Below are 16,650 nucleotides of genomic sequence, written 5' to 3' on the forward strand. Positions count from 1 at the left end.
GATCTAGATCAAAGATGAATGCGCCCGCAGCGTCATTCTACCGCGATGGCGGAGTTGATCGTTTTTCGATGCCCTCAGACGGGCATGAACGTACAGACGCATCTCGAGAAGCAGGTGAGACAGGAGAGACGGAGCCTTGTATCCTTCGCCTGTCCCGCCTGCACGAGTCTGCATTTGATTGACCTCGCCTCCGGCCAGCCGATGAGCCGGGAACGTTGACGGTGACATTGATCCGGCGGACGTCATGGCATGATGTCCGCAATACTACGGCCTGGAATTCGGTTTACTGACACGCGATGTTTCGCCATTGATGGCGGTGGATCGACGTTCATTTGATTGTCACTTTTCGGCAGCCGGCCAGACCCATGTTGTTCGACGCCCTCGCTCCGTCCTCCGCCCTCCAACTGATCGGCTTTTCCGACATCGATGCGTTTCGGCCGATCGAGACGATGGAAGACGCGAGAAGCATTCCGCTCGACATCTCGAACTTCGCCGCGGTCCGCGCCGTCGTCGCCCTGCCGGCGTGCCGCATCATCATGATGAGATCGTTCGCGCGCATCCTCGACACCGCCTACCGGATGCCGGGCGGGATGGTGATCCTGTCCATGACCGACGACCTCCGGGTCAACCTCAATAGCCTGGATCTCGACGCCCGCTATTTCGTGACGCTCCGCGGCAACGATGAATGCCATTTCGTCGAACCTCAGACCAATCGTCATGCAATGATCATCTTGTCCCCGGCGCTGAGAGACCGGGGCTGGTTCGATCAGGGCGACGATTTGCGGGCCCATGTCGCGAACCGGCCTGCCCTGCTCCACACGCGGCAGCTCCTGCTCGACATCCTGCGAACCGCGTCAGTGCAGCCGCTCCTGTTCGAATCCACCGAGGTGGCAGCCCATCTCCAGGAGGGCTTGCTGCTCGCACTCGATGATCTGTTTCGGATCGATTCGATGTCGGATCGGAGCACCTCGGGCCAGGGCGAGCGCTCGATCAAGCTGGTACAGCGGATCGACGATTACGTCGCGGCCTACCCCACAGCCCCGATCTACACGGCCGATCTCGCCGGTGAGTTCGGCGTCTCGATCCGGACGCTCGGCGGCGCGGTCAGCAAGGTGCGTGGCATGAGCCTGCACCAGTACATTCGCCTCAAGAGATTGTGGGCGACCCGCGCCCGCCTGCTCAAGGGCGGCGGCGCCACCGTCGCCACGTGCGCGCGCGCGCAGGGCTTCCATCATCTGGGCGAATTCGCCGCAGCCTACCGCGCGACGTTCCACGAGGCGCCTTCCGATACTCTGGCGCGGGGACGGCAAGGCGGCGTCCCGTCACGCTGACTGACGGACATCCTGCACATCAAAGCGGCCAGGGAACCGGTTCCCTCAAACCGCGTTACCCGTCAGAGTAGTGCGCCGCCGGCCCGCCCGGAGCGCATGGAGGCACCCCCGCGCGACCGCCGCGCGGGGTTTGCATGCAGGGGTTCAGGGAAACGAATGTCCATCAACCGTAACGTACTGTTTCTGATTATCGGCGCTCTGGTCGTCACCGCAGGCGCGCTTGGCTACAATCTCTACCAGGAGAAGAAGCAGCCGGACGGACTGCAGATCAATGTCGGGCCGAACGGACTGAAGATCCAGGGCAAATAGACGGGGGCTCCAGGCAGTTCAGTTCGAAACGGGGAAGCCTCTCGTATCGAGTGCGATGGCCCATATTGGCAATCCAATGAACTGGCGTGCCATTCAGAATAACAACGCGAATTCTCATGCCGTTGAAATTTTGTTGTAAGGCCGGCAAGGCAAGGGACGCGGGTACCAACCTAGACAGCCGACCATTTGGCGGAATCGGCGACAAGGAAATCGGCGAAGGTCCTTGCGGAGGGTTTCGCACCTCTGCCGTCCGGAAACACGGCGTGCAGTTCGACCGAACCCATATCCCAGTCGGCTAACACCCGAACGAGAGAGCCGTTCTCGATCTCGCCTCTGCAACCGACGCTTGCCATCGAGGTCAGGCCGAGGCCGGCAACTGCTGCTGCTGTCGCGACTTCATTGACGGTCGCCGTCAGTCGGCCACCCACTCGCACCGACGTCACCTTGCCGTTCTTGCGGAACGTCCAGGCGGGGCCGAGGCGCGACGGTCCCACGATGACGGAATGTGCCGCGAGGTCGGCCGGCGTCTGGGGGACGCCGAACCGTTCGAGATAGGCCGGCGAAGCGACGATCACGCGTGGCCATGCCGCGATACGACGCGCCACGGCCGTCGAGTCCGGAAGCGACCCAAATCTCAGCCCGATATCGATGCTTTCACTCACGAAGTTCTGCCGCATATCGTCGGCCACGAGTTCAACCCGCAGCGCCCGATGCTGGTCCATGAAAGTTGGAAGGCGCGGCGCGATCTCCCGGATCGCGAAGGTGGATGAAAGACCGACGCGTAAAACGCCGCGCAATTCGCCGGTCCCGCGCACCGCGTATTCGGCTTCGTCGAGCGCGCTGAGGATCGGTTCGACCCGTGCCAGAAAGTCGGCGCCGGCCTCGGTCAGGGTGACGGCGCGCGTCGTGCGTGTGAACAGAGCAACGCCCACCTTGCGCTCGAGGGCCGCGACCATGCGGGACACCGTCGGCTGCGGGATATTCAATTCGCGGCCTCCGGCCGAGAAGCTCCCCCGCCGGGCGACGCGAACGAACAGACGCAACGACGAGAGGTGATCATTCATGGCTATTATGAATAATTCAAAGCCATATTCTCCGTCTACCGCCTTCGACTTGAATAGATCACTTTCCCGGTCACCGGACGCAAATGCGTCGCAACCGAGGAAAAAGCGATGTCCCTTCAAGACAAATTGGATGCCCTCAAGACAAAATTCGAAACCGAAATGGCTCCGCCTGATGTCGTGGCGGTCATGCACCGCGTCACCGACGAACTGATCGCCTCGGGTCAGGCTGGCCGTGCTCTACACGCGGGCGACCGCGCCCCGGTGTTTGCGCTGCCCGATCCGGACGGCAAGCTCGTGTCTTCGCAAGACTTGCTGGCCAGAGGTCCGCTCGTCCTGACATTCTATCGCGGCGCCTGGTGCCCGTTCTGCAATCTCGATCTCCAGGCGCTCGAGGAGGTTCGGCCTGACATCGAAGCGCGCGGTGCGCTGCTCATGGCCGTGTCCCAACAGACGGCCGCCAACAGTCGCAAGTCTCAGCGCAACAACCGGCTCGGATTCCCCATTGTCGGCGACAAGGGCGGCGAACTGGCCGCAAAATTCGGGATCCGCTGGCACCTGCCCGAAGACCTGCAGGCGATCCACAAGCAGCTCGGCGCCGACCTCGTCGCCTTCAATGGTGAGGATAGTTGGACGCTGCCGATGCCGGCGCGATACGTGATCGGGCAGGACGGTGTCATCGCCTATGCGGAAATCAATCCGGACTATACGCGCCGGCCGGAGCCTTCGGACGTGTTACCCGTCCTCGATGAACTGAAGCGTTCGGGCGCGACTTGACGCGGCATTCTCATTCTCGAACCTCAATCGAGGAACGAGTTGTATCTCCGGCTCTGCAGCAGATGGCATTCCCAGGCGAATACGACCGATCCTTTCACGCCAAGCGGCCGGCGCCTGGGGCATCAAGAGGACCCGTTCATGTCAAGAACTGCCTTGAGTTGCAACCTTGGGTCGAGAAGCTTGAGACTCTCGTACCGAAATGGCGCGCTCGGAGAGATTCGAACTCCCGACCCTCGGAATCGAAATCCGGCCAGTCCCTGAGCATCACCAAGGATCATTCTGAACTTTCCCGGTCCGTTCACGCATTGACGGGCTTAGGGAATTTCTTGCGTTCAGAATGCGAAATTGGAGATGACCGTGCCTGAGATCCGATTGGATAGCGCCCGCATTGAGCGCATCGTCTCGCAGATATTGCGGGATGATGCAGGGCTCTCGCCCCTCAGAGCGAACCAACTGGCGGCGCGAATTTGCGTCCGGCTGAGTACGTCCATGGCTATGCCAACGAACCCTCCCCTGAGTGGGTATCGGATCATCCGAAGCTCGCCACCCTACGGTGACGCATTCACAAGAGCAGTTTCTGCGAAGATCGCCCGCGTTGATGATGCTGTCGCGCGGGAGCTTTGGGATGTGGTCTACGAGCGGGGGCACGACCTTCCGCCGGCTATCGCGGATACGCCATCGTGGTTGCGATAGAAGCCGCCAAATGAGGCGGCTTTAATCTTTGCCGAGCAGTTCAACCTCTAAAGCCAGTATCTGCATTAGAAGTTGCGTTGCGGCTTCCCGATCTTCCATGCCCTCGGCGACTTGCCTCAATCGTTCGATCCTGGCTTCAAGTTCTTTCCGTGCGGTGGGGGAGTCCTCCCCGATGCCATCAATTTTGTCTGACATGGTTCTTGCTTTTTTTGTCAAAATCGATGGGCGGATTATGACTAGAAATTGGGCAAGTACAATTCCTGCAACGTGGGTCCGAGGTCTAAAATCAATTAAGCCACTGCTGATTTCAAACTAGGCCACTGCGATCGGAAACGGGCCGGCGCCAAGGCGCTGGGTGTGGCTGACAAAGCTTGGGCCATTGTGCGCAGCTTGTGGACGCGGCGCTCGCTGTGGCGCCCGCGCTGCCCACTGAGAGACACCACCGGACGACCGGCGCCGGAAGTTCACGGTAATTCAGGGCGGTCGAGGCTGAACCAATGAGATCGGTGCGCACACCAATTGGTGAGTCTTCTGTGCAACAGTCGATTTTTTTGGAACCGGGCCTCTTGACGCACATTGACTCAGAGCCGGACTCGCAAGCATAGATTGCAAATGGCGGTTTTCTGATTCTTGAGTAACTTCAACGGGATCACAGATTCGTTAACTGTCAAGGGCTTTCTTGTTGACCATCCGGTAAATCTCTATATCGTGCCGGTGACGGCGCGAAGGCGCGGGGGGCATCCCGCGTCATAATTCTTTGCGAATCATACATTAAGTATTTTGCGCAAGGATACGACGCTAAGACCTTGGAGGGCATTGTGAAAAAGACAGCGGAAAAGACCACGGCGCCGACCCCTACGGGCGACGACTTCGTCCGTATGTACCCGTGTAATCACCTGAATGAACAGCTTCGCGATCCGGACGACGCCCTCAGCGCGTTCAAGGTCGTGAAGGAGGCGTTCTTCGACAGAAAATAGCCTATATATTAACCATTTAGTTGGGAGAAGGCCTTGCATTTCGCAGGGCCTTTTTTTATGGCTGAAATCTTGGTTCACGGGAACCCCCGGGGACGATTCGCCGCAAGGTTGCGAACATGAACGGTGTTTTCAAGAGTTTGGAAGATGAGGCTTTCTTCGTGACATACGTCACGAACCATTTCCAGAAAGCCCCCGCAGCCGCCATCCAGGATTTCCCATGCCACCACACCATTGATGAGGCGAGGGTCGTTTTTGCCCACGGTGAGTATGCCCAAAACATCAAGCAGTACGCAGTGCTTCTGGATTCCGAAAATCCAGACCACTACAAGCGTGCCGGGGCGATGCTCCATGCGTTATACAAAAGCGACATCGTCACGGGCATCGAGTTTGATGCCAGCCAGTGGGGGACGATGGAGCAGGTTGAGAGTGGAGAGATTCTTGGTCTGAGCTATGGCGATAGCCAGCAAATGATCCGCTTTCCGATCTTCTATGACGCATTCCACAACGAAATGCTGGCCTTCGATCTGTCGTACCGGCTCTGCTGGTCATACGAGCCAAAGCCGCGCGAGTACGACTTCGGATACCTGTACAACGTCTGCCACTACCTGAAAAAGAATAGGGACCTAACGGTCGATTCGTTGTCGATGCTATTCCGGTCACTCATGCATTGAGTGGCCTACTTTGAAATCCCGAGCGGCCTATTTCGGCCAGTACCCTCGGTCTTGGGCGTCTTTGTCTGTCGGGCAATCGAGCTCGTAAGCTGCGCGAGCAACACCGGACAAATCGACCGCGTACACCACATATCGCATGGCATTCCACAAGCGCGGAAAGCTGCCCCTGACGCTCCCCCTAACGCTGACCGTTCCAGCGATCAACAAAAAACGGCCCCAGCGATTGGCGGCGGCTGGGGCCGTTCGAATTTACTCCGACACGCAGGGGGGGCATGGAGCCGGAGCACAGCATCAAGCCAGACACTTGCCGGTAGTTCCTAGGGAAGAGACTGCGAGAGCCGGCCCATCGCCAAACGCGCGTCTGACGACGGACCGTCCCGGGTGGATGGCACGTCTAGAGGGCGCCACAGACCGAAATCACAATCCTGTCGGACGGAGAATCGTTCCTTTGTGCCGAGCGGGCCGGGAGGCCGTTCCATTTTCGGAACTTGCGAAAATGATTCGCTTTACCGATTTTTCCCGCCTAGGCTTCTGCTCACCGGGGCTGGCTCCATATTTCACTTAGTATTTTTCACCCGGATTTTTGACACGGCGCGGGCCGCAGCGAAATGAACCTCCGCTGCGGCCTTCGTGTTTTGGCCCCCCGCGGGCTTTGGCCGAGTGGGGGCACTCAGCCCACAATGGCCGTGCTTGTCTGCTACGACCAATCGCCAATGCTAATCGTTTCAACTAGCGATGTATTGCCGTCGCGAAATGCAGGTGCATCCAGCGAGATAAGCCGCCGATCCACGCTGTTCTCCTTCCACGCTGCGCGCACAAATATCTTGCCCGCTTGCACAACGTCCTCGGACCTCACTTCGCCCAACCAAAGGGCGGCTGCCAGCATGACAACGGCATCCCGTCGAATATGGGTCGGCATTGATCGAGAGATCGTCTGATCGGCCAGCGTGAACAGCGGATCTGCCGGCGCCGCAATGACGCCGGTCAGTATCGGCTCCCGCAGGTTAGTGGAGCGAATGATGGCTGGTCGCGAAACTAGAAGGCGTGGCCGCTGCGAGTTGCGGTCGATCGTCTCCGCTATGTCTTGGTGGAGACGACGGATGGCCCTGATCTGGCGAAAGTCGCAAACGAACGTCGCGCTATGCCGATCCGTCAATGCACTGACCCGCGTGCCGGCAATCACAGCCGCGCGCACCCTCTCGACCAACTCCGGCTTAGGTATGTGGGTCGGGTTACTATGTCGGAAGCTAACGCACGCCAAACACTGCCGATGCCACCGACCATCCCCCTGCAAGTAGCTCTTGCCATAGATGGCATATGAATGCCCATGTGCGCAGAACTCTCGACCGCCGCGATGTCCTTTCTTCCTATCAGCCAGTTTGCGATTGCGCTCGACCAAAGCCAGCGCCCAGGCGCCCCAATTTCGATACTTGGCGCAGTGCTTTTCGAATTTGTTTGCGGTCGCGATGGCCTTTGTGCCTCTGACGTAACCCGTCAGCCATCGTTTGCTCATCCCATTTTCGAGTGCTGAGATACACGCGGCAGCCTGCGAAGGCCTCATGTATTCTTCTTGATGGGGGATAAGGGCACGCGCGTTAATTGTGTCGAGGCATTCACCTAGCGTAGCGCAGTCGGCCGGATGTGGGCAAATTGTACAAGATTCAGCAGCGGCGTGGGCTGGGATGCTGAAGTTCCGAGCTTTTAATTCTGGGAATGTCGGAATGTCCTCTTTAACATTCTTTGGCTGCACCGGAAGATTAGGGTCACGGCGCCCCTTCCTCTTGTCTGCCAGCTTACGGTTGCGCTCAACAAGGCCTAGCGCCTTCGCCCCCCAATCCGAGTGCAGCTTGCAATGCTTTTGAAAGGCACTAGCGGAGCAAATCGGAGCGCCGTTGGCGCCTCCAACGATCATACGGAGAGTCTCGCCATTTTCGAGGCGTGTCATAAAGAACTGGGCTTCACCCGCGTTCATCGTAAACGCCGCTTTGCCCGAGAACAAAGGTTGAAGGCAGGGATTACATATCCGCGGGGCCGTTCTTCCAGCACGGAAGCTCGACAACGGTAAGTCTTGCTCACATCGACGACACTGTTTCCTCACGACCGTCTCCATTCTTTGGCGCGGAATGCGCAACGCGGAGCCGAATGCTGAGTCGCGGCTAGTAAGTGACGTCCGGCGCCATCCTGTTTTCACATTGAGATCGTAGCGCCATGATTCGTTGTTAGTTTCGAATGAATGTTGAACTTAAGTCCGAGCCCCCCGCTGGACGGACGCCATCCGGCATACCAAAGCACACGCTTGCCGGAGTAGGAAACGAACGGCAGCCGAGTCCAGCCGCATTTGATGATTGACCAATGCCAGCCGTAGCGGGGCGGCTTGTCGTCATAGAGCGTCGTCAACATGACGGGCGCCGGCCCTGTCACCGTGTAATCGTAACCCTCAACACCGAGCACGAAGCCCATGAGGTTGCCCATGGGGTTACGGCAGAACCAATAGAAGTTGCGAAGCCATGACGCCTTGACGTTCGGCAGGTACGGCAGCCCGTTGTTTATTTCGGGCGCCGACCAACTATCGCTATTGCGGAGAAACCAAAGAAAGCCTTTCGGCCATGGCGTCGCGGCAACCGAAACGGTCTCGATCATGCTCAGAGTATCCGAATGATGTAGCTTAGAATTAGGGTCGGTTGGATAATACCGAACGCGTTGGTTGTTCCGCCTTGGGCCGTGCCGGCAAAGGTTGAAGTGCCCTGCGAAGCACTGATTGAGGCGCCGCTGGGTCCGCCGCAAGTAAATCCGCCGCCGCCCGTCGTGGACGTTCCAGCAATCGCATTGTGCGAAATGGAAATCGAGCCGTTGCTGATCGATCCGGCGGGCGTGTATGGCGGCAGGTTGGCGGTTGCGAGCTGCCGCGACTCCGAACCACCCGCGCTGCCAAGCGTGGTCGGGGACGTGATGAAACTGCCCGTGAGACGGCTTGCGGCGCTGCCGCCCATGTCGTCCTTGCCAGCGGCAACGCGTCCGCGAAGATCCGGAATGTTAAACGTGGTTGTTCCGTCGCCGCTGCCGTAATTGGTACTGGTCAGGCCGTAGAGCGTCGCATAGGTCGATCGCGAAACCGCCTGTCCGTAGCACAGCGCAAAATTCGAATTGGGCGCGCTGGAGCCGGCATATGGCAGAATCGTTCCGACCGGGACGAGCGCGGGGCTGTTATAGAAGCCGTGCAGATAGAACGCGCTGTCCGAATTGTTGTAGAGCGCAACATAGGGCGAGCCTGCCACAAGCACGCCGGCCGGCAATTCGACGTTTGGGGCGGACCGCAACGCCTTGGCGCCCAAGCCGTCCACGTTCAGCGTCACCGTTCCGCCGTTGGTCGTGTGCGGCGTGAAGGCAACTACCTTGCCGCTCAGGTTGGCGAGGGAATTGAATGTTTGATATGAGGATAGCGTGTAGGCCGTCGAAGTGCCCGAGGTCGCAATTGCGCCCATCACGTCGTCGCGAAATTTCGCAAGCGCCGCCATTGCTGCCCGCGCTGAATCGTTCAGCGAGCTGGGCGCCTGGCCTTCCTGGTAATTGATGCTGCTATCGGCGGTAGCGTTGGTGGCCGGATCTTGGGACCACTTATAGAAGGTCATTCCGCGCTATCCTTTGCTGACAAAAAAGCGCCGGGAAACCGGGGCTAAAGCTGCTTGCAGTTTCGAGAGATCGGGAGCGCGCCGCGGGGCAAAGAAGATAGGCGCCGCTTGCGCTACCTCCTGAGCTGGCATGGCACCGACGCCGCCCGGAGGAGCGCCAGCAAAGATTGGGGGCATGGCCTGAGTATCGAGGCGCTGCGGCATCTGACGCGGGGCTGCGCCTGGTTGGGCGACTTGGGGAGGCGCCACCGCGCCACCTTGCGTAGGAGGAGATCCACCCGCATATTTGGCATAGGCTGCCGCGGCGTATTGGGCGCGCTCCGGATGGGCTCCGGGCTTATTCCAGTCCTTCGGACGCTCGAAAGCGAGCATTGCCCGTCCGGCATCTTCCGGTGTTTGGGCCGCAATTAACTGCTGATAGGCGGATTTCTCCGAGCCCTTTAGCTCCTGATGGAGGAAATCAAGCTGTATATTGAGGTCGGTCCACGGGGCGCCTTTGGAGGCTGCGTATTCCTTGAGGGCCTGCGCTCGCGTTCCGTTCCATTGGGCGATGCCGATACTGTCGCTTCCGTCGCGTCCGTCGCCCTTGTTCGTTGCGTAGGGATTGAGGTCCCGCCCCGACTCGCCCTGCAAGTTGCCGACAATGCCGGCGGCTTGATGCGGCTCCAGGCCTTGGCTCACATAGTATTCATAGGCGGATTGGCTGTTATCCATGGATGATCCGAAGTTGATTGATCTGGAGCCGCACAAGTGGCGTTCAGACAGGACGAAGCCCCGGGAGCCGATTTTCGGCGCCGGAGTTGTGAGTTTGATTGCGATCGGAATTAGCGTCGCGGTACTGCTTGGCTTGGCCTATTTCGTGCGCGGCCAAATTGACGCGTGGTGGCCGTCACGCCCCGAACAGTCTGAGAGATCCAAACCCCTGCCACCCGGCAACTACGTCTGGAGCCCTGAAAGGGGATTGCAGAAGTCGGACTAGCGCTGCGGCGAAACGTAGATGCGTTGCGGCGCCACGACATCAGGAACCGTTGCAGCCAATCCGCCCGCGGCAGCCCGCCCGGCGTTCTGTGCGAGAGCCTGGACGAACTCAATCCGCTTGATCGTGTCCGTCACCATTTTTGAGAGCTGGTCCGGCCGAATGTCGCGGCCGGACTGCAAGAGGATATCCGCGATTTGCCGGCGAACCTCGGGCGTGTTGCCGGAAAGCGCGTTCTGGCCGGCATTGATGACGCTCTTAACCGCGCCGTGCCAATCGCCCGAAAGCACCTTGGATAAAACGTGCGGATCAACACCCATTGCGGCGTGATCGTTGAGATTGTCCACCGTGCGGGAGCCGCCCAAGGCCTGGTTGCGCGTTTCAAACATGGTCTGTTCGCGGCCGATTTGCCGCTGCAATTGATCACCGCGGCCCGGGACCGTGAACGCGTCAAATTCCTGCCGCATCGCGTCCGATGTGAAGGGCCTCGCCTTGTTCGTGCCAAACTGTGTTTCGGCATGGAATAAGGACCCCGTTTTCGGGGTGATCGGCATCCAATCGGGACCCCGGGATAAGGGTCCACAGTGGCTTCCATCGAGTCATGGAAGCCGAGGTTGGGATGCTGGTGGTGGAGACGATTGGTAAGATCCGTCGCGCCTACTTTGTTGATGGTCGTCCGATCAAGGCGATCTGCCGAGAACTTGGCGTATCGCGGAAGGTGGTTCGCAAGGTCATTCGTTCTCAAGCGACGGAGTTCCGGTACGAGCGCGAGACGCAGCCGCTCCCGAAGATGGGTGCCTGGAGTGCCGAGCTTGATCGGTTGCTGGCAGGGAATGAGAGCAAGGCGGCGCGGGAACGGCTGACACTGATCCGGCTATTCGAGGAGCTTCGCGGCCTGGGTTATGCCGGCGGCTATGATGCGGTTCGTCGATACGCCAGGCGCTGGAGCAAGGAACGCGGGCAATCGACCGCGGCCGCTTATGTCCCGCTGAGCTTTGACCCAGGCGAAGCCTACCAGTTCGACTGGAGCCACGAGGTGGTCCTGTTGAGCGGCACCACGGTAATGGTGAAGGCCGCCCATGTCCGGCTCTGTCACAGCCGCATGCTGTTCGTGCGGGCCTATCCGCGGGAGACGCAGGAGATGGTGTTCGACGCCCACGACCGGGCGTTCGCCTTGTTCAAAGGCACCTGCACCCGCGGCATCTACGACAACATGAAGACCGCCGTAGAGACGATCTTCGTCGGCAAAGGGCGTCTCTACAATCGTCGCTTCCTGCAGATGTGCAGCCACTATCTGGTCGATCCGGTCGCCTGCACGCCAGCGTCGGGCTGGGAGAAGGGGCAGGTCGAGAACCAGGTCGGGCTGGTCAGGGAACGCTTCTTCACGCCGCGGCTGCGGTTCAAAAACCTCGAGGAATTAAACGCTTGGCTGCTCGACAAATGCATCGCCTACGCCAAGGCTCATCGCCATCCGGAGCTAGTCGATCAGACGATCTGGGACGTGTTCGAAGCCGAACGCCCCAAACTCGTTCCCTATGCCGGCCGCTTCGACGGCTTCCATGCGGTGACGGCATCGGTCTCGAAGACCTGCCTGGTGCGCTTCGACAACAACAAATACTCGGTCGCAGCCAGCGCAGTCGGACGACCGGTCGAGGTTCAAGCCTATGCCGATCGCATCGTGATCCGTCAGGATGGACGCATCGTTGCCGAGCACCCGCGATCCTTTGGGCGCGGCGATACCGTTTACGACCCCTGGCATTATGTGCCGGTGCTCGCCCGCAAACCCGGCGCCTTGCGCAACGGTGCTCCCTTCAAAGACTGGGTGTTGCCGGCCGCGATCGAGCGGATCCGGCGCAAGCTTGCCAGCACCGACGATGGCAATCGGCAGATGGTCGATATCCTCAACGCGGTGCTGACTGACGGTCTGCCCGCGGTGGAAGCGGCCTGTGCCGAAGCGCTCAGTCACAGCGTCCATTCCGCCGATGTGGTGCTCAACATCCTGGCCCGTCAACGTGAACCCGCCCCACCGGCCAACATCATGACACCGGCCGCACTGACGCTCCGTCATGCACCGATCGCCGATTGTGCCCGCTACGACAACCTCCGGAGGACCATCTGATGGAACGAACCCAAATCTTCGACCTCATGGGCGAACTCAAGCTCTACGGCATGAAGGCTGCCTTCGACGAGATCATGGCAACTGCCGTCAAGCGCCAGCACGAACCTCAGCGCATTGTCGGCGATCTGCTCAACGCCGAGATCAACGAGAAGCAAGCCAGGTCGATCAAATATCAGCTCACCATTGCCAAGCTGCCGCTTGCCAAGGACATCGCCGACTTTCAGTTCGACGGCACGCCGATCAATCAGACTCTCGTCAATGATCTCGCTGGCGGCGGCTTCATCGCCCAGCAACGCAACGTCGTGCTGGTTGGCGGCACTGGCACCGGCAAAACCCACCTGGCCATTGCAATTGCAAGAAGCTGCATCCGATCCGGTGCCCGCGGCCGCTTCTTCAACGTCGTCGACCTCGTCAATCGCCTCGAGACCGAGACCCGCAACGGACGGCAAGGACGGCTCGCCGAGCATCTGACCCGGATGAACTTCATCGTGCTGGATGAACTCGGCTATTTGCCCTTCGCCCAGTCCGGTGGCCAGCTTCTGTTCCATCTCGTCAGCCGGCTCTATGAGCGCGCCTCCGTCATCGTGACCACCAATCTTGCGTTCGGCGAATGGCCGAGCGTGTTCGGCGATGCCAAAATGACCGCCGCGCTACTCGACCGATTGACCCATCACTGCGACATCGTCGAGACCGGCAACGACAGCTGGCGATTCAAAAGCCGCGACGATGTTCAAACAACCCGCGCTCGCGCCGTCTCCGCAACCCCGACCAGCTCCGACGACCCGTAGCGCTACCAGCAGAGCACGCCGATCAAAGGGGTCCATTTTGGATGCCGATAGGGGGTCCCAGTCAAACGCCGATTGACACTCAAGGGCGCCGAGAGTGCCGAGGCCCGCGCTGCCGTCAATGAGCGCTATGCAGCCCTTCTGGCCGAATGGGACGTTCTGGAGGGAGCCTACAACAGCAAGAGGCCGCGAGGCCTCGTCCACGCCAAGCGGATGCTGAGCAAGGCGCATCGGGCCTGGAGCGTGGCCGAAGCCGATATCGTCAATTATCGGCCGCAGAGCATTGCGGAGGTCACGGAGTGGCTGGCCTATGCCGGTCGCACCGAAATGCGCGGCGTGTTCTTCACGCCCACCGAGGGCGATCTAAAGCAGATGATGGCCGTTGCCGCCGCCGTCCTTGCCGAACACGGCCTGAACTGAGGGGCGCGCAACATGACAAACCCGCCCGTCATCCATCTTGCCGAGCGCCGCAAGGCGCCGGCAGCGTCCGCGAAGATTGCCGGCAAGGCGCAAGATCGTCAGTCCGCCATCATTTCGCTTTGCGTCAAGTATTGCCAATTGCTCGCCTCTTACGATGCCGGTTTTGACGCCGATCCGACCGGGGACAATGAATTTGCCGGGACCGGACGGCAGACGTTTCGCGCCCGTCGAATACTCATGAAGCTCGTGGCGCTGAACCCGCACCAATCCAACGGCGCCGATCCTATCACCGAGAACGAGGCCCGTGCAATGACCGCCGTTCTTCGCTCACTCTACGGGCTGCGAAACGGGGAGGATCTGCTTCCGGAGGAAAAGACGTTCGTTGCGTTTTTCGCGGGCAGCCTTGCCGATCATTTCGGCCACCGCGCCAGCTATCGGACTTCGGAGGAGTGCCGTGCTGCGCTTGGTCATTGAGGAGCTGGCGGCCTTCGCCGCCCTCTCCTGTTTCATTTTGATGTTTTCCGTTTGGTCTGCAATCGCCTGCGGGGCGTGAGAGGATCTGAAATGCTGCAACTGCCACACACTGAAACCGGCGCCAACGTGGCGCCGCCAACCACCGAAGAATTTGCCTCGGCATTCCAAGAGCTGGAGGACAAGGTTTGCGACTGTGCCAATATGGCGAAGATTGCGGCTCAACTGCTCTCCGGGAGCGACCGGCGCCAGTATCCGGATGAAGTTGTCTTTGCGGTCTTTCACGCCTGCAACATGATCCAGGATTTGAAGAAGGCATATTACGCGCACTACAGGGGCGAACAATGAAGGGAAATATTTGCGTCGACGTCGGCAAGCTGGATCAGCTCGTCGCGCTGGCGAATGCCAACAGAGCCCTGATGGACGGCAGTCTGGCGCCGGTTCTGCAACTGATGCGGAGCCATGATGTTGCAGTCTGCATTTGGCAGGACCGCAGGAGCCAGAACGGAATCGGTCTCCGGATCGTCAAGGGGACCGATCTTGTGCGGCGATCCTTCACCGGGGATCCGACGCCGTACAAGCTGACGGCGATACCCTGCGAGAATCTTGAACAGGCCATGGCGTTGTCGGCGCTGCACGGCGACGACGCCGCCCCGTCGACCGCGCACTAGGGCGCCGGCATGAGCAAGCCGTCAGCAATCCCGGCGGGGTCTTGGCCCAGGCGAATGGCTGCCGAGCTCGCGGCCGGCTACTGCGGCGAGCGGACGGCGGAGGACTTCCTAAAGCGGGTTGGCAAAGAGTATCCTCAGCCGCGAGTGGCGGAAGGGCGTAGACGGCTATGGTTGAGGGACGATCTGGACAGGGCAATAGCCCCGAGCATCGCGCAAGGCGATCTCGCAGAGGATCTGTGAGCGTGGAGCTGCCGCGGCACGTTATCCCCAAGCGCCTCGCCAGCGGGGCGACTGCGTATTACTACAATGTGCCGACAAAATATCGCCCGCTAAAATGCCCGGTTTCGAACGAGCCGCTTGGGACCGACTATGGCAAAATGCACGGTCGCGCCAAGGTGCTGAACGAGCAGTTTGACGAATGGGACCAAGCCAGGAAGGGACTTCCGATCAGCGGCGTCAACGCGCCGAAATACGGCTCCGTTGATTGGCTGTTCCGCGAGTACAAGGCCAGCGCGGCCTATCTCGAAAAGGTCGCGGCGCGCTCCCGATCTGATTACGAATGGGCGATGGACGAGGTTTGCAACGTCCGTACTAAATCCGGCGATCGGGTTGGGGACCGCCTCGTCAAGACGATCAGCCCGCGAGCAGCGGATAAGCTCTATGCGATGTTTCTTGCTGGGAAGGGAAAGAAGCTCCCGGAAGGAAAGCAGCGATTGCGCACGGGAGAAAAGCTTGTGGGGCTATGCCGGAAGGCGTGGCGCGTCGTGCATCGGCTTTATCCCGCAGAGTTTCCGGCTGACCTTCCGTTCCCCTGGGATGGCGTTACCCTAAAGGTTCGGGCGAAAGCGAAAAAGCCGGCTGTCACGCGAGAGGAGGTCTATGCGTTCGCATGGGGCGCGATCGACAAAGGGTATCCCGAGGCTGCCGCTACTGCCGTGATCTGCTTTGAATGGCTCCAGCGGCCGGAGAACGTCGTTGCCGGATACATCACATGGGCCGATTACCGAGCCCCATCGGCGCCGTCGATCATTAAGGTAGCGCACCACAAGACAGGGACGATCGCGCCCCACCCGCTGGAGGAGACGGACGAGGACACGGGCGAGGTCCGGCTATTCTATGCCGACGCCGAAGAGGTCTTGGCAAGGCTCCCCAGGCGCGGCCTCGCCATGGTCCTGATGGACATCGGAGACGGCAAGGCCCGCCCATGGCGCTATTCATCCCTCAATCACGTTGTCACCCGGCTACGGAAATCGATCGAGGGCGTTCCCGCTCATTTCACACTGGACGCGTGCCGGCATGGGGGAATGACCGAGCTGGAGGAAGCGGAGTTGACGGACGGCCAAGGCCGGGCTCTGTCCACCCACAAGACGCAACAGTCTTACGAAGGCTATGCCAAGCGATCGACAAAGCGGATGCTCTCGGCAACACGGAAGCGCCACGCGCACGTCTTGGCGAACAAACTAGCGACATCTATTCAGAATGGAGCACCGGAAGGCGTTCAGAATGAAAATCAGCCCGAGCCAAAGAGCGCAGCAAATGCAAGCGGTTAAATGGCGCGCTCGGAAGGATTCGAACCTCCGGCCCTCGGAATCGAAATCCGATGCTCTATCCAGCTGAGCTACGAGCGCCCTGGCCCGGGGTACCGGGCCGTAAACCGAGACTTGCCGGACCTGGGCTGACGAGCCAGCACACCGGACGGCGGTTCGGATGGATTCGAATTAGCAGAGAGACCGACCAATAAAAAGCCCTCCCCGCTCGGT

At 60.0% G+C, this 16,650-nt stretch carries 19 protein-coding genes, 1 tRNA gene and 1 pseudogene; 13 read left to right on the top strand and 8 right to left on the bottom strand.

Going from position 1 to position 16,650, the window contains the following annotated elements:
- Nucleotides 1–365 precede the first annotated feature (365 nt).
- Entirely contained in the window at nucleotides 366–1,331 is a 966-nt protein-coding gene (locus tag IVB24_RS25890; RefSeq protein ID WP_162308602.1) for an AraC family transcriptional regulator, read from the top strand.
- Nucleotides 1,332–1,487: 156 nt separating this feature from the next.
- Entirely contained in the window at nucleotides 1,488–1,640 is a 153-nt protein-coding gene (locus IVB24_RS25895) for a hypothetical protein (protein ID WP_162848662.1), read from the top strand.
- Between the two features lie 170 nt (nucleotides 1,641–1,810).
- Here IVB24_RS25895 and IVB24_RS25900 read toward each other — a convergent pair whose 3' ends face one another.
- Nucleotides 1,811–2,896 carry a LysR family transcriptional regulator gene (locus IVB24_RS25900; RefSeq protein WP_247769510.1) on the bottom strand — a complete coding sequence of 362 codons (1,086 nt, stop codon included), beginning with the start codon at nucleotides 2,894–2,896 and terminating at the stop codon, nucleotides 1,811–1,813.
- On the opposite strand from IVB24_RS25900, the gene IVB24_RS25905 reads away from it, so the two are divergent.
- Nucleotides 2,813–3,478, top strand: coding sequence for a peroxiredoxin-like family protein (locus IVB24_RS25905; RefSeq protein ID WP_140480164.1), 666 nt, complete (start codon nucleotides 2,813–2,815; stop codon nucleotides 3,476–3,478). The two genes, IVB24_RS25900 and IVB24_RS25905, sit on opposite strands and share 84 nt — an antisense overlap.
- Nucleotides 3,479–4,192: 714 nt before the next feature.
- On the opposite strand, the gene IVB24_RS25910 is transcribed toward IVB24_RS25905, so the two are convergent.
- Nucleotides 4,193–4,366 (bottom strand): hypothetical protein, encoded by a 174-nt coding sequence (locus tag IVB24_RS25910; RefSeq protein WP_247769511.1) that lies wholly within the window; start codon nucleotides 4,364–4,366, stop codon nucleotides 4,193–4,195.
- Between the two features lie 623 nt (nucleotides 4,367–4,989).
- On the opposite strand from IVB24_RS25910, the gene IVB24_RS25915 reads away from it, so the two are divergent.
- Together IVB24_RS25915 and IVB24_RS25920 are read left to right on the top strand one after the other, a co-directional pair.
- Nucleotides 4,990–5,148, top strand: coding sequence for a hypothetical protein (locus IVB24_RS25915; RefSeq protein WP_247769512.1), 159 nt, complete (start codon nucleotides 4,990–4,992; stop codon nucleotides 5,146–5,148).
- Nucleotides 5,149–5,264: 116 nt separating this feature from the next.
- A complete protein-coding gene (locus tag IVB24_RS25920) occupies nucleotides 5,265–5,819 on the top strand; it encodes a hypothetical protein (RefSeq protein WP_247769513.1) in 555 nt (184 codons plus the stop codon).
- A 697-nt stretch (nucleotides 5,820–6,516) separates the two neighbouring features.
- Here the strand turns inward: IVB24_RS25920 and IVB24_RS25925 are convergent.
- The 4 genes from IVB24_RS25925 to IVB24_RS25940 form a co-directional block, all read right to left on the bottom strand.
- The gene (locus IVB24_RS25925) at nucleotides 6,517–7,332 is read right to left on the bottom strand and encodes a hypothetical protein (protein ID WP_247769514.1); all 816 of its coding nucleotides are present in this window, start codon (nucleotides 7,330–7,332) and stop codon (nucleotides 6,517–6,519) included.
- A gap of 674 nt (nucleotides 7,333–8,006) precedes the next feature.
- Nucleotides 8,007–8,459: a hypothetical protein gene (locus IVB24_RS25930; RefSeq protein ID WP_247769515.1), complete on the bottom strand. Its 453-nt coding sequence runs from the start codon at nucleotides 8,457–8,459 to the stop codon at nucleotides 8,007–8,009.
- Nucleotides 8,460–8,461: 2 nt separating this feature from the next.
- Nucleotides 8,462–9,448, bottom strand: a complete 987-nt coding sequence (locus tag IVB24_RS25935; RefSeq protein ID WP_247769516.1) for a tail fiber protein — start codon at nucleotides 9,446–9,448, stop codon at nucleotides 8,462–8,464.
- A 6-nt stretch (nucleotides 9,449–9,454) separates the two neighbouring features.
- Nucleotides 9,455–10,162, bottom strand: coding sequence for a phage tail tip lysozyme (locus tag IVB24_RS25940; protein WP_247769517.1), 708 nt, complete (start codon nucleotides 10,160–10,162; stop codon nucleotides 9,455–9,457).
- On the opposite strand from IVB24_RS25940, the gene IVB24_RS25945 reads away from it, so the two are divergent.
- On the top strand, nucleotides 10,161–10,427 hold the full coding sequence (locus IVB24_RS25945) for a hypothetical protein (protein ID WP_247769518.1): 267 nt from the start codon (nucleotides 10,161–10,163) through the stop codon (nucleotides 10,425–10,427). The two genes, IVB24_RS25940 and IVB24_RS25945, sit on opposite strands and share 2 nt — an antisense overlap.
- On the opposite strand, the gene IVB24_RS25950 is transcribed toward IVB24_RS25945, so the two are convergent.
- Complete coding sequence (locus IVB24_RS25950) at nucleotides 10,424–10,978, bottom strand: hypothetical protein (RefSeq protein ID WP_247769519.1); 555 nt, start codon at nucleotides 10,976–10,978, stop codon at nucleotides 10,424–10,426. The genes IVB24_RS25945 and IVB24_RS25950 overlap by 4 nt on opposite strands.
- 65 nt (nucleotides 10,979–11,043) lie before the next feature.
- Between IVB24_RS25950 and istA the strand changes: the two are divergent.
- From istA to IVB24_RS25985, 7 genes and pseudogenes are all read left to right on the top strand, one after another.
- Nucleotides 11,044–12,534, top strand: a pseudogene (gene istA / locus IVB24_RS25955) (IS21 family transposase); the annotation flags it as partial.
- 8 nt (nucleotides 12,535–12,542) lie between these two features.
- On the top strand, nucleotides 12,543–13,331 hold the full coding sequence (istB, locus tag IVB24_RS25960; protein WP_247769520.1) for an IS21-like element helper ATPase IstB: 789 nt from the start codon (nucleotides 12,543–12,545) through the stop codon (nucleotides 13,329–13,331).
- Nucleotides 13,332–13,403: 72 nt separating this feature from the next.
- On the top strand, nucleotides 13,404–13,748 hold the full coding sequence (locus IVB24_RS25965; RefSeq protein ID WP_247769521.1) for a hypothetical protein: 345 nt from the start codon (nucleotides 13,404–13,406) through the stop codon (nucleotides 13,746–13,748).
- Between the two features lie 138 nt (nucleotides 13,749–13,886).
- On the top strand, nucleotides 13,887–14,222 hold the full coding sequence (locus IVB24_RS25970; protein WP_247769522.1) for a hypothetical protein: 336 nt from the start codon (nucleotides 13,887–13,889) through the stop codon (nucleotides 14,220–14,222).
- A 90-nt stretch (nucleotides 14,223–14,312) separates the two neighbouring features.
- Entirely contained in the window at nucleotides 14,313–14,567 is a 255-nt protein-coding gene (locus tag IVB24_RS25975; RefSeq protein WP_247769523.1) for a hypothetical protein, read from the top strand.
- Nucleotides 14,564–14,890: a hypothetical protein gene (locus tag IVB24_RS25980; RefSeq protein WP_247769524.1), complete on the top strand. Its 327-nt coding sequence runs from the start codon at nucleotides 14,564–14,566 to the stop codon at nucleotides 14,888–14,890. The genes IVB24_RS25975 and IVB24_RS25980 overlap by 4 nt, the downstream gene beginning before the upstream one ends.
- Before the next feature lie 242 nt (nucleotides 14,891–15,132).
- Nucleotides 15,133–16,440, top strand: a complete 1,308-nt coding sequence (locus IVB24_RS25985; protein ID WP_247769525.1) for a hypothetical protein — start codon at nucleotides 15,133–15,135, stop codon at nucleotides 16,438–16,440.
- Nucleotide 16,441: 1 nt separating this feature from the next.
- Here the strand turns inward: IVB24_RS25985 and IVB24_RS25990 are convergent.
- Nucleotides 16,442–16,518 (bottom strand) — tRNA-Arg (locus IVB24_RS25990).
- Nucleotides 16,519–16,650 lie beyond the last annotated feature (132 nt).

The organism is Bradyrhizobium sp. 192 (genome assembly GCF_023100965.1).
Classification (GTDB): domain Bacteria; phylum Pseudomonadota; class Alphaproteobacteria; order Rhizobiales; family Xanthobacteraceae; genus Bradyrhizobium; species Bradyrhizobium symbiodeficiens.

What these genes read in the sequence shown, in the direction of transcription:
- IVB24_RS25890 (WP_162308602.1), top strand. Translation starts at nt 366, where the DNA reads ATGTTGTTCGACGCCCTCGCTCCGTCCTCCGCCCTCCAACTGATCGGC.
- IVB24_RS25895 (WP_162848662.1), top strand. Translation starts at nt 1,488, where the DNA reads ATGTCCATCAACCGTAACGTACTGTTTCTGATTATCGGCGCTCTGGTC.
- IVB24_RS25905 (WP_140480164.1), top strand. Translation starts at nt 2,813, where the DNA reads ATGTCCCTTCAAGACAAATTGGATGCCCTCAAGACAAAATTCGAAACC.
- IVB24_RS25910 (WP_247769511.1), bottom strand. Translation starts at nt 4,366, where the DNA reads ATGTCAGACAAAATTGATGGCATCGGGGAGGACTCCCCCACCGCACGG.
- IVB24_RS25920 (WP_247769513.1), top strand. Translation starts at nt 5,265, where the DNA reads ATGAACGGTGTTTTCAAGAGTTTGGAAGATGAGGCTTTCTTCGTGACA.
- IVB24_RS25925 (WP_247769514.1), bottom strand. Translation starts at nt 7,332, where the DNA reads ATGAGCAAACGATGGCTGACGGGTTACGTCAGAGGCACAAAGGCCATC.
- IVB24_RS25930 (WP_247769515.1), bottom strand. Translation starts at nt 8,459, where the DNA reads ATGATCGAGACCGTTTCGGTTGCCGCGACGCCATGGCCGAAAGGCTTT.
- IVB24_RS25935 (WP_247769516.1), bottom strand. Translation starts at nt 9,448, where the DNA reads ATGACCTTCTATAAGTGGTCCCAAGATCCGGCCACCAACGCTACCGCC.
- IVB24_RS25945 (WP_247769518.1), top strand. Translation starts at nt 10,161, where the DNA reads ATGGATGATCCGAAGTTGATTGATCTGGAGCCGCACAAGTGGCGTTCA.
- IVB24_RS25940 (WP_247769517.1), bottom strand. Translation starts at nt 10,162, where the DNA reads ATGGATAACAGCCAATCCGCCTATGAATACTATGTGAGCCAAGGCCTG.
- IVB24_RS25950 (WP_247769519.1), bottom strand. Translation starts at nt 10,978, where the DNA reads ATGCCGATCACCCCGAAAACGGGGTCCTTATTCCATGCCGAAACACAG.
- istB (WP_247769520.1), top strand. Translation starts at nt 12,543, where the DNA reads ATGGAACGAACCCAAATCTTCGACCTCATGGGCGAACTCAAGCTCTAC.
- IVB24_RS25975 (WP_247769523.1), top strand. Translation starts at nt 14,313, where the DNA reads ATGCTGCAACTGCCACACACTGAAACCGGCGCCAACGTGGCGCCGCCA.
- IVB24_RS25980 (WP_247769524.1), top strand. Translation starts at nt 14,564, where the DNA reads ATGAAGGGAAATATTTGCGTCGACGTCGGCAAGCTGGATCAGCTCGTC.